The organism is Pseudomonas sp. Irchel 3F3, assembly GCF_900187545.1.
Taxonomy (GTDB): Bacteria; Pseudomonadota; Gammaproteobacteria; order Pseudomonadales; family Pseudomonadaceae; genus Aquipseudomonas; species Aquipseudomonas fortuita.
Genome location: NZ_FYDS01000007.1, coordinates 31,648 through 46,692, shown reverse-complemented (window position 1 = coordinate 46,692; position 15,045 = coordinate 31,648). Strand labels below are relative to the sequence as shown.

Annotated in this window: 12 protein-coding genes and 2 pseudogenes; 7 read left to right on the top strand and 7 right to left on the bottom strand. The window is 63.2% G+C overall.

The features are described from left to right. Positions 1-2 precede the first annotated feature (2 nt). The 7 genes and pseudogenes from tatB to CKW35_RS28880 all read left to right on the top strand — a co-directional run bounded on the left by tatB (position 3) and on the right by CKW35_RS28880 (position 6,062). Entirely contained in the window at positions 3-380 is a 378-nt protein-coding gene (gene tatB, locus CKW35_RS16320; protein WP_016489565.1) for a Sec-independent protein translocase protein TatB, read from the top strand. Next, on the top strand, positions 377-1,165 hold the full coding sequence (gene tatC / locus CKW35_RS16315) for a twin-arginine translocase subunit TatC (protein WP_023047997.1): 789 nt from the start codon (positions 377-379) through the stop codon (positions 1,163-1,165). The genes tatB and tatC overlap by 4 nt, the downstream gene beginning before the upstream one ends. Continuing rightward, positions 1,162-1,869 carry a 16S rRNA (uracil(1498)-N(3))-methyltransferase gene (locus CKW35_RS16310; RefSeq protein WP_095116403.1) on the top strand — a complete coding sequence of 236 codons (708 nt, stop codon included), beginning with the start codon at positions 1,162-1,164 and terminating at the stop codon, positions 1,867-1,869. The genes tatC and CKW35_RS16310 overlap by 4 nt, the downstream gene beginning before the upstream one ends. A gap of 101 nt (positions 1,870-1,970) precedes the next feature. Then, positions 1,971-3,032: pseudogene (locus CKW35_RS28895) on the top strand (methyl-accepting chemotaxis protein); the annotation flags it as partial. Further along, a complete protein-coding gene (locus tag CKW35_RS28890) occupies positions 3,015-3,887 on the top strand; it encodes a methyl-accepting chemotaxis protein (RefSeq protein ID WP_371855228.1) in 873 nt (290 codons plus the stop codon). The pseudogene CKW35_RS28895 and the gene CKW35_RS28890, both read left to right, overlap by 18 nt. 231 nt (positions 3,888-4,118) lie before the next feature. Further along, a pseudogene (locus tag CKW35_RS28885) lies at positions 4,119-5,207 on the top strand (methyl-accepting chemotaxis protein); the annotation flags it as partial. After that, a complete protein-coding gene (locus tag CKW35_RS28880) occupies positions 5,190-6,062 on the top strand; it encodes a methyl-accepting chemotaxis protein (RefSeq protein WP_371855227.1) in 873 nt (290 codons plus the stop codon). The pseudogene CKW35_RS28885 and the gene CKW35_RS28880, both read left to right, overlap by 18 nt. A 120-nt stretch (positions 6,063-6,182) precedes the next feature. On the opposite strand, the gene CKW35_RS16295 is transcribed toward CKW35_RS28880, so the two are convergent. The 7 genes from CKW35_RS16295 to pip form a co-directional block, all read right to left on the bottom strand. Continuing rightward, a complete protein-coding gene (locus CKW35_RS16295; RefSeq protein ID WP_024717350.1) occupies positions 6,183-6,917 on the bottom strand; it encodes an amino acid ABC transporter ATP-binding protein in 735 nt (244 codons plus the stop codon). Continuing rightward, positions 6,910-7,872, bottom strand: a complete 963-nt coding sequence (locus tag CKW35_RS16290; RefSeq protein ID WP_095116400.1) for an amino acid ABC transporter permease — start codon at positions 7,870-7,872, stop codon at positions 6,910-6,912. Before CKW35_RS16290 ends, CKW35_RS16295 begins: the two co-directional genes overlap by 8 nt. 77 nt (positions 7,873-7,949) lie before the next feature. Then, complete coding sequence (locus CKW35_RS16285; protein WP_024717349.1) at positions 7,950-8,747, bottom strand: transporter substrate-binding domain-containing protein; 798 nt, start codon at positions 8,745-8,747, stop codon at positions 7,950-7,952. A gap of 258 nt (positions 8,748-9,005) precedes the next feature. After that, positions 9,006-11,579 carry a glucans biosynthesis glucosyltransferase MdoH gene (mdoH, locus tag CKW35_RS16280; protein ID WP_060516893.1) on the bottom strand — a complete coding sequence of 858 codons (2,574 nt, stop codon included), beginning with the start codon at positions 11,577-11,579 and terminating at the stop codon, positions 9,006-9,008. After that, positions 11,572-13,311 carry a glucan biosynthesis protein G gene (locus tag CKW35_RS16275; protein ID WP_033734161.1) on the bottom strand — a complete coding sequence of 580 codons (1,740 nt, stop codon included), beginning with the start codon at positions 13,309-13,311 and terminating at the stop codon, positions 11,572-11,574. The genes mdoH and CKW35_RS16275 overlap by 8 nt, the downstream gene beginning before the upstream one ends. A gap of 262 nt (positions 13,312-13,573) precedes the next feature. Next, the gene (gene dtd / locus CKW35_RS16270; protein WP_016489575.1) at positions 13,574-14,011 is read right to left on the bottom strand and encodes a D-aminoacyl-tRNA deacylase; all 438 of its coding nucleotides are present in this window, start codon (positions 14,009-14,011) and stop codon (positions 13,574-13,576) included. After that, positions 14,008-14,979, bottom strand: coding sequence for a prolyl aminopeptidase (gene pip, locus CKW35_RS16265; protein WP_016489576.1), 972 nt, complete (start codon positions 14,977-14,979; stop codon positions 14,008-14,010). The genes dtd and pip overlap by 4 nt, the downstream gene beginning before the upstream one ends. Positions 14,980-15,045: the final 66 nt, after the last annotated feature.

Here is a 15,045-nt window from a genome sequence, read left to right as displayed (position 1 = left end):
CCATGTTCGGCATCAGTTTCAGCGAGCTGCTACTCGTAGGTCTGGTCGCGCTGCTGGTGCTCGGCCCCGAGCGCCTGCCCGGAGCCGCGCGCACGGCAGGCCTGTGGATTGGCCGGCTCAAACGCAGCTTCAACAGCATCAAGATGGAAGTGGAGCGCGAAATTGGCGCCGACGACATCCGCCGCCAGCTGCACAACGAGCACATCCTGCAGATGGAAGAGGAAGCCAAGCGCATCCTCAACCCGATGACGCCACCCGCGCAGCCGCCGGTAACCACGGCCAGCGTGCAGCCACCTGCCGGGCTCGAAGCCAGGCCGGTCGAAGCACCTGCTGCCCCGGCCGTACCCTCTGAACCGCCTCAACCGCCGCGAGCCCCATGAGCGAGAATCCGGAACACGACCAGCCGATGCCGCTGGTCTCGCACCTGACCGAACTGCGCACCCGCCTGCTGCGCTGCGTTGCCGTCATTTTCCTGATCTTTGCCGGGCTGTTTTCCTTCGCCCAGCAAATTTACACCTTGGTCTCGGCGCCGCTGCGCGACCATTTGCCGGCCAACGCGACGATGATCGCCACCGACGTGGCCTCGCCGTTCCTTACGCCGTTCAAGCTGACCATGATCGTGTCGCTGTTCCTGGCCATTCCGTTCATCCTCCAGCAGATCTGGGGCTTTATCGCGCCAGGCCTGTACCGCCATGAAAAACGCATTGCCATTCCGCTGCTGGTGTCGAGCATTCTGTTGTTCTACGCCGGTATGGCCTTTGCCTATTTCCTCGTGTTCCCGCTGATGTTCAAGTTCTTTGCCGCCGCCACCCCGGCAGGCGTGGCAATGATGACCGACATCGCCAACTACCTCGACTTCGTGATGACGCTGTTCTTCGCCTTTGGCGTTGCCTTCGAAATCCCGGTGGCGGTGGTGTTGCTGGTGTGGATAGGCGTGGTCGACGTGAAGTACCTGAAGAAGATCCGCCCTTACGTGATCATCGGCTGCTTCGTGGTCGGCATGATCCTCACCCCGCCGGACATTTTCTCCCAGACCCTGCTGGCCGTACCTATGTGGCTATTGTTCGAGGTCGGCGTGCTATGTGGCAGCCTGATCCGCAAGCGTAGCGCCCACGACGAAGCAGCCAACGACCACAACGACCAGCCACCAGCGACCCAACCGTGAACCTGTTGCTCCTCGAAGAGGCCGACTTCGTCTCGGCCGACCGCGTCGTTCTCGCCGACCGGCGCTTCACCCACATGCAGCAGATCCACCGCGTGGCGGTGGGCGACCACCTGCGGGTGGGCCGGCTCAACGGCCTGATGGGCCAAGCCACGGTACTGCGCCTGGAAAAGCACGAAGCCGAACTTGAAGTGACCTTCGACCAGCAGCCACCGGCCAAGCTGCCGTTGACCTTGGTACTGGCAGTGCCGCGGCCAAAAATGCTGCGACGGCTGTTCCAGACCGTGGCGACCCTCGGCGTATCACGGCTGATTCTGGTGAACAGCTACAAGGTCGAGAAAAGCTTCTGGCAAACACCTTTCCTGCAGCCCGAGAGCATTCGCGAAAACCTGATCCTCGGCCTGGAACAGGCGCGTGACACGGTGCTGCCCGAGGTGATCATCGAGAAACGGTTCAAGCCTTTCGTCGAAGATCGGCTGCCCGCCATCGCCGCGGGCACCCTGGGCCTGGTCGGTCACCCCGGCCCCTACCCTGCCTGCCCGCGTGCCGTGGAACAACCCGTAACCCTGGCCATCGGCCCCGAGGGCGGCTGGATACCCTACGAAATCGAGCTGCTGGGCAAGGCTGGCCTGGCACCGGTGCAACTGGGTGATCGCATCCTGCGGGTAGAGACCGCCGTGACTGCGCTGCTTTCGCGTATTTTCTGACGCAAACGCCACTTTTTTGGCCATCAAGTTTCCCTCCCCCGGGCCGATGGCCTTGGCAACACAACAACTATTTGTGCTGCCAAGCCGCCGGGGAGTCGTACATGTATCAATGGTTAGCCCAATCGCTGGGCAATGTGAGCGTGAATCGCAAACTGGGGCTGGGTTTCGGCCTGGTGCTGCTGTTGACCCTGGCTATTACCCTGGCCGGCTGGCACGGCATGGACAGCATCATCGACCGCGGCGACAAGCTGGGTAACATCTCGGTCATCCAGCAGTACACCCAGGAACTGCGCATCGCCCGCCAGCATTACGAGCGCCGCAGTGATGACGCATCGGTGGCCGAGCTGGAGAAAGCACTGGCCAACCTCGACCGCCAGGTGCAGCTGATGCTCGGTCAGATCGAACACCCCGCCGACCGCCAGCGCCTGGAGCAGCAGCGCGAGGCGGTGCGCATCTACCAGCAGGCGTTCAACGAGCTGAAGCAGGCGGGCCAGCGCCGCGAGGCCAGCCGTAGCGTGCTCGGCGACAGCGCCGACAAGGCGGCAGAGCTGATCGGGCGCGTCCAGCGCGGCCTCCTGCAAGCTGGCGATATCAGCCAGTACCAGCACGCGGTAGACGTCAGCGCCCTGCTGCAACAAGCGCGCTTCCAGGTGCGTGGCTACACCTACAGCGGCAATACCGACTTCCAGCAAACGGCGCTGAAGGCCATCGACCAGGCCCTGGCCGAGCTGCGTGCATTGCCAGCCAAAGTGCCGGCCGAACATGCCGCCGGTCTCGACGATGCCGCCACCGCCATGGGCGGCTACCGTGATGCGGTCACCCAGTTCGGCAATGCCCAGGCTGCCAGCGAGCAGGCCCTGCAGCACATGGCCGAGCAAGGTACGTTGCTGCTGCAGACCAGCCAGGCGATGACCACCTCGCAGACCGCCGTGCGGGACGCCGGGGCCACCCAGGCCAAGACCTTGCTCGCCGTGGCCACCGGGTTGGCCTTGGCCCTCGGCCTGCTGGCGGCATGGGCTATTACCCGGCAGATCATCATTCCCCTGCGCCAGACCCTGCGCGCCGCGGAGCGGGTCGCCAGTGGCGACTTGACCCAGAACCTGCAGGTAAACCGCCGCGACGAACTGGGCCAGTTGCAAGCGAGCATGCAGCGCATGACCCAAGGCCTGCGCGAACTGATCGGCGGCATCGGTGACGGTGTCACTCAGATCGCCAGTGCCGCAGAGGAGCTGTCGGCGGTGACTGAGCAGACCAGCGCCGGGGTCAACAACCAGAAGGTCGAAACCGACCAGGTTGCGACCGCCATGAACCAGATGACGGCCACCGTGCACGAAGTGGCACGCAATGCCGAACAGGCCTCGGAAGCTGCCTTGATGGCCGACCAGCAGGCCCGCGAAGGCGACCGCGTGGTGGGCGAGGCCGTGGCGCAGATAGAGCGGCTGGCGGGTGAAGTGATCAACTCCAGCGAAGCGATGAACCAGCTCAAGACTGAAAGCGACAAGATCGGCAGTGTGCTCGACGTGATCAAGTCGGTGGCCCAGCAAACCAACCTGCTGGCCCTGAACGCCGCGATCGAAGCCGCCCGCGCTGGGGAGGCCGGGCGTGGTTTTGCCGTGGTCGCCGACGAGGTGCGCAGCCTGGCCCAGCGCACCCAGCAGTCGACTGAAGAGATCGAAGAGCTTATCGCCGGCCTGCAAAGCGGCACACAACGGGTGGCCAGCGTGATGGACAACAGCCGCCAGCTGACCGACAGCAGCGTCGAGCTGACCCGCCGTGCCGGTACCTCTCTGGAAACCATCACCCGCACGGTGTCGTCGATCCAGGCGATGAACCAGCAGATTGCAACTGCTGCAGAGGAACAGACCGCCGTTGCCGAGGAGATCAACCGCAGCGTGATGAATGTGCGGGATATATCCGACCAGACCTCGGCGGCAAGTGAAGAGACGGCCAGTTCCAGTGTGGAGCTGGCGCGGCTGGGGACCCACCTGCAGGGGTTGGTGGGGCGGTTCAAACTCTGACCCCGCCATTTCAGCTTCGCCGCACCTATTGCCGGGGCCGCTTTGCGGCCCTTTTTGCGACGCCTGGCAGCCTCCGTAGAGGCTGCGCCGCAGGGCGATTCTTCCTACAGTCGCCAGTGCTTATTCCTACCTGATTATCAGGTCAAGTCCTACAGCTCCCCTGCCGATTGGCAGAGATGTGATGCCAGCAATGCGCCTGCATCCTCCCTCTCATTCGCTCGGAGACGCTCTATGTTCGCCTACCTCAACCGCAAGCTTGGCAATATCAGTGTCGCTGCCAAGCTGGCCCTCGGCTTCGCCGTAGTGCTGCTGCTCACACTGGCCACCACCATCAGCGGGTGGCGCGCCCTGGATGACGCCATCGTGCGCTCACAGCAACTCAGCGAAATAGGCCTGATCAACGACCTGACCAAAGACCTGCGGGCAGAACGCATCACCTACCGCGTGCTCAACGACGACACCAGCAAAGCGCGCATCAGCAGCATCCTCGAACAACTCAACAACATGCTGACCACCCTGCAAAAACGCAGCAACGTCGATGAATCAAGACAGTTGCTGACCGAAAAGCAGGCGCTGTTACAGCGCCTGCGCGGCGATTTCAGCGAATTGCAACGTAGCACCGGTAACCGCAGCACGCTGCGCGAAGCCATGCAGGCTCGGGAACAGGCACTTAATGATGCGATCGACGAGCTGCAGACCCAAGCCCTGCTGAGGATGCCAGCCGACAGCCAGCAAAGTGGTGTACTGGGCCTGATGGACACCCTCACCCGGCAGGTCGAAGGGGCCAATCAGCAAAGCCTGGTGCCAGCCTATACCTTCACTCCGGTCGAGGATTTCGCAAAAGTCGGCGACAACGCCCTGGATGCTGCCAAAAATAGCCTTGGGCAACTGCTTGCCGGCCTTGCGCCGCTGGGTTTGCCACGCGCAGTCAGCGAGCAGCCCGGTGTCGAGCTGGCCAAGTACCGCGCCGCCCTGGACGAGTACCGCCACGCCGCCATACGTGTCGAGCAGCTGCAGAACAATATGGAAAATATGGGCAATGAGCTGCGCGCGGTCAGCCTCGAATTGGGTAAACGCAAGGTCGAACAACGTGACAGCGAAGCCTTGGCCGCACGCTCGCTGCTGACCAGTGTGGCGCTGCTGGCACTGGCGGTGGGCGTATTGGCTGCGTGGCTGATCACCTTGCAGATCACCCAACCGCTGCGCCAGACGCTGGCCGTAGCCGCACGTATCGCCAAGGGTGACCTGAGCCAGGTTGACGCAGTGCAACGCCGTGATGAAATGGGCCAGCTGCAAACCCGCATGCGCGAAATGACCTTGAGCCTGCGCGAGTTGATCGGCGGCATCGACCAGGGGGTCGGGCAGCTGTCACAGGCTGCTACACAGCTGGCGGCCAGCAGCGAGGACACCAAGCTGCGCATCAACCAGCAGCGCGAGGAAACCGACCAGGTGGCTACCGCCATGAACCAGATGAGCGCAACCGTGCAGGAAGTGGCACAGAATGCCGAACAAGCCTCGCAGGCCGCGACCAACGCTGACCAGCAGGCGCAGATGGGCGACCAGGTCGTGTCCGAAGCCATCGGCCGTATCGAGCAACTGGCCGGGCAGATGGATCATTGCCTGGCAGCCATGCAGCACCTGGCGGGCGAAAGCCAGCGCATTGGCAGCATCCTTGACGTGATCAAGTCGGTGTCCGAACAGACCAACCTGCTGGCGCTGAACGCCGCCATCGAGGCGGCCCGTGCAGGCGAAGCCGGCCGTGGCTTTGCCGTGGTGGCCGATGAAGTACGCGGTTTGGCCCAGCGTACCTCGACGGCGACCGAGGAGATTGGCCAGCTGATCGACAGCCTGCACAACGGTACGGACGACGTGACCCGTTTGCTGGACAGCAGCAAGCGCCTGACCGAGCAGAGCGTGGCGCTGAGCCGCAGGGCCGGGCAGGCGCTGAGCCAGATCACCGACACAGTGTCGAGCATCCAGGGCATGAACCAGCAGATTGCCACGGCCAGCGAAGAACAGAGCGTGGTGGCCGAGCAAATCAACCGAAGCGTGATCAATGTGCGGGATGTGTCGGATCAGACCAGTGCGGCCAGTGAACAGACGGCGGCTTCGAGCGGGGAGCTTGAGCAGCTGGGGCAGCAGTTGCGGGGGATGGTGGGGCGGTTCAACCTGTGAAATGCCGGGGCCGCATTGCGGCCCATTCGCGGGACAAGCCCGCTCCCACAAGCATCACGCACCCTGACAGCAGCCGGGCACCTGTGGAAGCGGGCTTGTCCCGCGAAGAGGCCGGTGCGGTTACAGCACCTGGCGCAGGAACGCCTGCGCGCGCGGATCCTTCGGCGCATCGAAGAACGCCCCAGGCGCGGCATCTTCAAGCAGCTTGCCATGGTCGAAGAACAGCACCCGGTCCGCCACTTCGCGGGCAAACCCCATTTCGTGGGTGACGCAGACCATGGTCATGCCTTCCTGGGCCAGGGTCTTCATCACGTCCAGCACCTCGCCGACCATTTCCGGGTCCAGCGCCGAGGTCGGCTCGTCAAACAGCATCACTTTCGGGTCCATCGCCAGGGCGCGGGCAATTGCCACCCGCTGTTGCTGGCCGCCGGACAGGCGCGATGGGTACTCGTTGGCCTTCTGCGAAATACCCACCTTCTCCAGCAACGCCCGGGCCTTGGCTTCACGCTCGGCCTTGTTGCGCTTGCGCACCACCTTCTGCGCCAGGCACAGGTTTTCGAGCACGGTCATGTGCGGGAACAGGTTGAAGTGCTGGAACACCATGCCGACTTCGCGGCGGTAGGCGTTGATGTCGGTCTTTGGGTCGGCCAGCTGCAGGCCGTCGATGGCCACATGGCCTTCGTCGAAATGCTCCAGGCCGTTGAGGCAGCGCAGGAAGGTCGACTTGCCCGAGCCCGATGGGCCGAGCACTACCACCACTTCGCCCTTGGCGACCTGGGTGGTGACATTGTCCACAGCCCGGACCACTTGGCCACGGGTGTCGAACACTTTCAGCAGGTCACGGACTTCAATCACTTTGCGCAAGCCTCCGCTCGAGCCGGCTGGCCAGGTGCGACAGCGGCAGGTTGATCAGCAGGTACAGACCTGCCACGCAGAACCAGATCTCGAAGGTCGAGAACGAGGTGGTGATGGCCTCGCGGCCGCTTTTGGTCAGTTCGGTAATCGCAATCACCGAGACCAGCGAGGTGTCCTTGACCAGGCTGATGAACTGGCCAGCCAACGGCGGCAGCACGCGTTTGAAGGCTTGCGGCAAGATCACGTGCCGCATTGACTGGCCAGCGTTCAGGCCCAGCGAGCGGGCGGCTTCGTTCTGGCCCTTGGTGATGGACTGCACGCCAGCACGGACGATTTCCGCCACGTAGGCGCCCGTGAACAGTGCCAGCGCGGCCACCCCGGCAAACTCGCGGGACAGGTTGAGGACGGTGCCGATGAAGAAGTAGAAAATGAAGATCTGCACCAGCAGCGGCGTGCCACGCACCAATTCGACATAGACGGTTGAAAGGTCGCGCAGGGTCGGGTTGCTGGACAACCGGCACAGCCCAGCGAACAGGCCGATGACCAGGCCCAGGGCGCCAGACACCACCGACAGCCACAATGTGGTCCACAGGCCCCAGGCCAGCGGGCCGGCTGCCCAGTGGCGGGTGACACCGATCTGGTCGCCTTCGGCAACATCGTCGCCGCGGCTCAGTTGCAGGCTGTCCTTGGCCACGTCGAGCACCTGCTCGTCACCTTGCTCGTCCTTCAGTGTGACGCGAGCGTTATCGCCGGCAATGACGATGTCCTGCACGGTGCCGTTACCGGCGGCGCGCTGTACGTCCTCGGCCTTGTAGGCGAAGTACTGGGGTACACGGTTCCAGCGCCACTCGTAGGACATCATCGAGGTGGCCATGTACAGGCTGATCGCCAGGCCGACCAGCACCAGGGCGGTCAGCCCGTGCCAGGGCCACTGGGCTTTCTTGTGTTTGATCACGTGGGGTACTTCCGTAAATGCGAACGCGCAGGGTTTGCCTGCGCGTCGGGGTCAAAGCCGGGCTTGTGGCCTGGGCCTTATTCCATGTCCTTCAGCCAGTCCTTGTTCTTGAACCACTTGTCGTGAATACGATCGTAGGTCCCGTCATGCTTGATCTGGTGCAGGAAGTTGTTGATGAAGTTGATGCTGTCGTAGTCGCCTTTCTTCAGGCCGAAGGCCAGCGGCTCGTAGGTGAAGGGCTCTTCGAGGAACAGCAGCTTGCCGGCACCGGCCTTCTCCACGGCGACCACGTTGTACGGCGCGTCATAGACGAAGGCGTCAGCCTTGCCGTTGACCACGTCCATGACCGCTTCCTGTTCGTTGTCGTAGCCGTGGTACTTGGCTTTGCCGATCAGCTTCTTGGAGACCATTTCGCCGGTGGTGCCCAGCTTGGACGTCAGGCGGTACTTCTCGTTGTTCAGGTCCTTGTACGACTTGATCTCGCCCGCCAGCTCCTTGCGGATCAGCAGGGTCTGGCCAACCACGATGAAGGGTTCGCTGAAGTTCAGGCGCAGGTTGCGTTCCTGGGTCAGGGTCATGCCGCTGCCGATCATGTCGAACTTGTCGGTCAACAGGGCCGGGATGATGCCGTCATAGGCGGTGGACACTGCCTCGAACTTGACGCCCATGGACTTGGCCATGGCCTTGAGAATGTCGACTTCGAAGCCGATGATCTCGCCACGCTTGTTGGTCATCTGGAACGGCATGTAGGTCGGGTCCATGCCCACCTTCAGGGTACCGCGCTTGACCGCGTCATCAATGGCGCCTGCCTGGGCCGCAGTTACAGCGACCAGGGCGGTTACACCGACCAGCAGTCGCGAAAGGTATTGCTTGATCATCACCAAGTCCCCTAGCAAGAAAAGTAGCGAATCTTATTGTGTTGGCACGGCCGTACTGGCCGAGGCGTCGTATCGGAATGGGATGCTAACGCATGGCGGCTCGGGGACCTAGCGCCGGGGGGGACTTTGTTGGCCAAAATCGAATGCATGGGCTGTTAAAAGCTTCGCGGGGCAAGCCCGCCCCCACAGGGACCGCACAGCATTCAACAACTGTGAGGTCCCTGTGGGGGCGGGCTTGCCCCGCGAATGGACGGATCAGGCGCCGACGAGTGCCGGTTGGCCTTCATTCTCCGGATGCAGCGGCAACAACGGCGAGTGCGGGTCATTTTTGATCGACGCGCGCCACACATCGATCCACGCCGCGTTGTGCTCTGCCCATACCTGCTCGTGCAGGCGGGCCAGCGCAACCGGGTCGCTGAGCAGGGCCAGGCGAGTATTGAGGTCCAGCCCTTTCGGCCCGACTTCCATGGCCTTGGCCACGCGCTCGGCACGCAGCGCTTCGATCGGCGCCGCCTGGCCATGACGGGCAGTGGCCATGGCACAGGCCAGGGCGTTCTGCCGGGGGTCGACCACAGCCCGCACAAAGCCGTCATGCAGGGCATGCCAGCGGTTTTCGTGGGTGTACTGGTCGGTGGCCAGCAACTCTTGTGGGGTGGCGTATTCCTCCGGGATGAGGAACAGCTTCTCGTCCTTGGCCGCCAGGCCCAGGCGAGTGCGGCTGGAAATCACCGAAACCGGGATCGACAGCACCAGCGAGCCAACGATTGGCGCCAGCCACCACAGGAAGCTCGGGTTCAACCACGCCACCAACGCGGCCCAGGCAATACCCAGCAGGGTTTGCGGACCATGGCGACGCACAGCCTCGCTCCACGGCGTGGAGTCGTCGTCACGCTGTGGCGAGTTCCAGGTCGCCGCCCAGCCGAGGAACGCGGCCAGCACGAAGCGGGTGTGGAAGATCATGCGCACCGGTGCCAGCAGCATGGAGAACAGCATCTCCATCAGCATCGACAGGGTGACCTTGATCCGCCCGCCAAACTCGACGGCGCCCTTGGCCCAGATCAGGATGATGCTGAGCAGCTTGGGCAGGAACAGCAGCACGATGGTGGTGGAGAACAGCGCCACGGCCTTCTCCGGGTGCCACTGTGGCCATAGCGGGTAGAGCTGGTACGGCTCGATGAAGTACTGCGGCTCCATCAGGGTGTTGGTCGCCAGCAACGCCGTCGACAGCACCAGGAACAGGAACCACAGCGGCGCCGACAGGTACGACATCACCCCGGTGAGGAACACCGCACGGTGCACTGGGTGCATGCCCTTGACCAGGAACAGGCGGAAGTTCATCAGGTTGCCGTGGCACCAGCGCCGGTCGCGCTTGAGCTCGTCGAGCAGGTTGGGCGGCAGCTCTTCGTAACTGCCCGGCAGGTCGTAGGCGATCCATACGCCCCAGCCGGCCCGGCGCATCAGCGCAGCTTCGACAAAGTCGTGGGAGAGAATCGCACCGGCAAACGCCCCCTTGCCCGGCAACGGCGCCAGGGCGCAGTGCTCGATGAACGGCTTCATGCGGATGATCGCGTTGTGGCCCCAGTAGTGCGACTCGCCCAGCTGCCAGAAGTGCAGGCCAGCGGTGAACAGCGGGCCGTACACGCGGGTGGCAAACTGCTGCATGCGTGCATACAGGGTGTCCATGCCCGAGGCTCTAGGGCCGGTCTGGATGATGCCGGCGTCCGGGTTGGCCTCCATCAGGCGCACCAGGCTGCTCAGGCACTCGCCGCTCATGACGCTGTCTGCGTCCAGCACGACCATGTACTTGTACTCGCCCCCCCAGCGACGGCAGAAGTCGTCCAGGTTACCGCTCTTGCGCTTCACACGGCGCCGACGGCGGCGGTAGAAGATGCGGCCGAAGCCTTTGGTTTCGCGGCACACGTCCAGCCAGGCTTGTTGTTCGGCCACGGCAATGTCGGTGTCGTTGGTGTCGCTGAGCACGAAGAAGTCGAAGCGGTCGAGGTTGCCGCTGGCGGCCACCGACTCGAACGTTGCGCGCAGACCGGCGAACACGCGAGGCACGTCTTCGTTGCAGATCGGCATCACCAGTGCGGTACGCGCCTCGGGTGCAATCGGCTCGTTGCCGGCGCTGCTGCCCGAAATCTTGTATTTGTCGCGCCCGGTAAGCAGCTCAAGGAAGCCCATCAGCGCGGTCCAGAAGCCCGCCGACACCCAGCAGAACAGGATACCGAAGAGGATCAGGATGGAAGTTTGCAAGGCATACGGCCACACCTGCACCACGGTATCCCACAGCGGCTGGCTGAGGACTTCGTCAAGGTCGACGAACGACCAGCCCTGGTACGGCAGGATGCCCTTCATGTACCAACCGGCGATGATGGTCTGGCCGATCATCAGGGTCAGCAGGATGTAACGGCGGATAGAGCCCACCGTGCGCCAGCGTGCCGGCGGCAGCTCGCGCTTGGGCGGCTGCGGCGCGTTGGTGCGGCCGGTCATGCGCCGCCACATGCGGATCAGCACGTTGGTGCGCCAAGGCTCGGGCACAACTTTGGTGCGTTTGATCGGCGGGGCGATCTTCAGGCAAAGGCGGCCGCTGCCGTCGACGCCGAGCATTTCGGCCTCTTCCAGCTCGGCGGCGCTGCCCACGGTCAGGCGCGGGCCCACCGAGGCCTGCACGGCCTCGGCAGCGTTGGCGGCCGGGTTGGCCGCCAAGCGTTGGTGCAGCTCACTGAACGACGTGCAGCTGGCGAGTTCCGCCCGTTGCTCGTCACTCAGTGGTAGGTGAGCCAGGTACTCGCCAAGCGATACTGGCCTTGCGTTTGAGTTACTCATCGGCAGGCAACTGATAGCTCCAGGTCTCGGTCAGCACCTTCTCGGTGGTGGCCGGGGTCCCGTTGGTGGGCGCCGCATCGGCGGCAGGTTGTTCGGCCTTGGCAGGTTGCTCAGCCTTGACGGCTTTCTCGGCCTTGGCATGCTTGGCTGCGGCCTTGTCCTGCTTGGCGTCCTGGGCAGGCTTGGCGGTTTCGGCCGGCACATCACGCACCAGCGCGGCACGCATTTCGGTCGACTTGTTAGCTTCCTTGATCTTCAGGCGCAGGGTCAGGCGCCAGCCCTTGGTCTCAGGGTTATAGCGCAGATTGTTCTCGACCACCTCGGCATTGTCGCCAACGCTGATCTGGCTGCGCACCGCGGTGTCTTCCGGCAATGCGGCCAGGGCCGGCCCGGCGAAGTCGACCAGGAAGGCCACGCTGCCGTCTGGCTGGCGGATCAGGTTGGACTGTTTCACGTCACCGGTGGAACGCAGGGTCTGCTTGACCGAGCCCAGCTCAGGGGCCTGGAACTTCGCCTCGTCGATGGTCCAGTGCAGGCGGTAAGCGTACTCGAACGGCTTGCCTGGCTCCGGCAGTTTCTCCGGGCTCCAGAAGGCTACGATGTTGTCGTTGGTCTCGTCGGCGGTCGGAATTTCGACCAGGTCGACGGTGCCCTTGCCCCAGTCGCCCTTCGGCTCGATCCAGGCGCTTGGGCGCTTCTGGTAGTTGTCGTCGAGGTCTTCGTAGTCGCTGAACGCGCGCTGGCGCTGCATCAGGCCGAAACCACGCGGGTTCTCGACGCTGAAGTTGCTCACGGCCAGGTGTTTAGGGTTGTTCAGCGGGCGCCACAGCCACTCGCCATTGCCGGCGTGAATCGACAGGCCTTCGGAGTCGTGCAGGGCCGGACGGTAGTTGAGGACCTTGGACGGCTGGTTGGGGCCGAACAGGAACATGCTGGTCAGCGGGGCAATGCCCAGGCGGCTGACCTGGTCACGCAGGAACACGCGGGACTGCACGTCGACCACGGTGTCGTTGCCCGGGCGCAGGGTCAGCTTGTAGGCGCCGGTAGAGCGCGGCGAATCCAGCAGGGCGTAGATCACCAGATGCTTGTCGGCCGGCTTGGGCTTCTCGACCCAGAACTCGGTGAAGCGCGGGAATTCCTCGCCCGACGGCAGCGCGGTGTCGATGGCCAGGCCACGGGCCGACAGGCCATAGACATGGCCCTTGCCGACCACGCGGAAATAGCTGGCGCCAAGCAGGGTCATGATCTCGTCCTGCTTGTCGGCCTTGTTGATCGGGTACAGCACGCGGAAACCAGCGTAACCCAGGTTCTTGGTGGTTTCCGGGTCGTGGGGCACGTCACCGAACTCGAAGCGGCTCGGGTCGTACTTGATTTCCTCGACCTTGGTAGCGGTGACTTCGTTGATTTTCACCGGGGTGTCGAAGTGCATGCCCTGGTGGTAGAACGACAGTTTGAACGGGGTCTTGTCCTTGGCCCACTCGGCCTTTTCCTGCAGGAAATGGATTTTCTGGTAGTCCGCGAACTTCATGTCGCGGAACACCGCCGGCAGGTTGCTTTTGGGTACGTCGTACTTCTGGCCGGCCAGATCCTTTGCCTTGGCTGCAACATCGTCAAGATTGAATGCCCACAGCTGGCCCGCGCTCATCAGGCCGACCAGTGCCACACTGGCCATCAGGGCCTTGCGTAGCCGGATGCCGGGGATTCTTGATGCTTTTTGGGGACTAACAATCACGAGCAACCCTCGCCGAAAACAGATCATGAAACCAACGGCCAGCGACAAATGCCGGGTTGGCGAGCACTGTTCGGACCCCGTGAGGGCGTAATGATTCCCCAAACGGATCCAGACAATGCTCGAGTCAGAGTGAAACGAACCTGCGAACGCAGGTCCATGCAGCGCGCGATTATCCAGCAGGTCGCGTGACAACGCATCAGGCTGAACCAACTATTTATCGTACAAAACCCCTTGTTTTCTTATAAACAAAGGGTTTTTGACCTCATATTTGTAACATAAATGTTACGGGGCCATCATTGACCAGATGCACCTGCATGTCCGCACCGAACTGCCCGCTCGCCACGTTGGCATGCTGGCTCTTCGCTCGCTGCAAAAGATAGTCGAACAATTCAGCTCCGAGGGCCGGCGGCGCTGCCGTCGAGAAGCTCGGGCGCATGCCGTTGCGGGTGTCTGCGGCCAAGGTGAACTGCGACACCAGCAGCAAATCACCCCCGACGTCCTTCAACGACAGGTTCATCTTGCCCTGCTCATCGCTGAACACACGGTAGTTCAGCAGCTTGTGCAACAGTTTGTCGGCCTGCTCGCGGGAATCTTCAGGCTCGACTGCCACCAGCACCAGCAAACCCTGGTCGATGGCGCCGACCACCTCCCCCGCCACTTCAACCCGCGCACCGCGCACGCGCTGCAGCAAGCCCCTCATGCTTCTTCCAGGGGCAGGTCAAGCAGGCGGCGGGCCATCTGGTCGGCGGCACGCACCAGCGCATCGGTGATGCCCGGCTCGGACGCAGCGTGGCCAGCGTCACGAATGACCTTGAGTTCGCTGTTCGGCCAGGCCTGGTGCAGGGCCCAGGCGTTATCCAGCGGGCAGATCACGTCATAGCGACCGTGCACGATCACCGCTGGCAGATGGGCGATCTTCGGCAGGTCGCGGATCAGCTGGTCCGGTTCGAGGAAGGCGTTGTTCATGAAGTAGTGGCACTCGATACGCGCAATCGACAGCGCCCGCTGCGGCTCGGAGAAGCGGTCGACCACCAGCGGGTTCGGGCGCAGGGTGGCGGTACGGCCCTCCCAGGTTGACCAGGCCTTGGCAGCGTGCATCTGGGCAATCTGGTCATTGCCGGTCAGGCGCTTGTGGAAGGCCTTGACCAGGTCCCCACGCTCTTCCGGCGGAATCGGTGCGATGTAGTCTTGCCAGTAGTCGGGGAACAAGCGGCTCGCACCCTCCTGGTAGAACCACTCGATCTCCTGCGGCCGGCACAGGAAGATGCCACGCAGGATCAGCCCATGGACACGCTCGGGATGGGTCTGGGCGTAGGCCAGGGCCAGGGTCGAGCCCCACGAGCCGCCAAACAGCACCCATTTGTCGATGCCAAGGTGCTCGCGAATGCGCTCCAAGTCCTCGACCAGGTGCCAGGTGGTGTTGTTTTCCAGGCTCGCATGGGGCGTGGAGCGACCACAGCCACGCTGGTCGAAGGTGATGATGCGGTACAGGTTGGGGTCAAAGTAGCAGCGGCTCTGGGCGTCGCAGCCAGCACCCGGGCCTCCATGGATGAACACCACGGGCAGACCTTCGGGCGAGCCACTTTCGTCGACATACAGCACATGCGGCGCTTCCACGGCCAGATCGTGCCGGGCGTAGGGTTTGATCTGCGGGTAGAGGGTCTGCATTGCGCACTCCGTGTGAGGATATTGACTGCCGTTGGGCATCATAAACCTGAATTGCGCTTTGAGCAT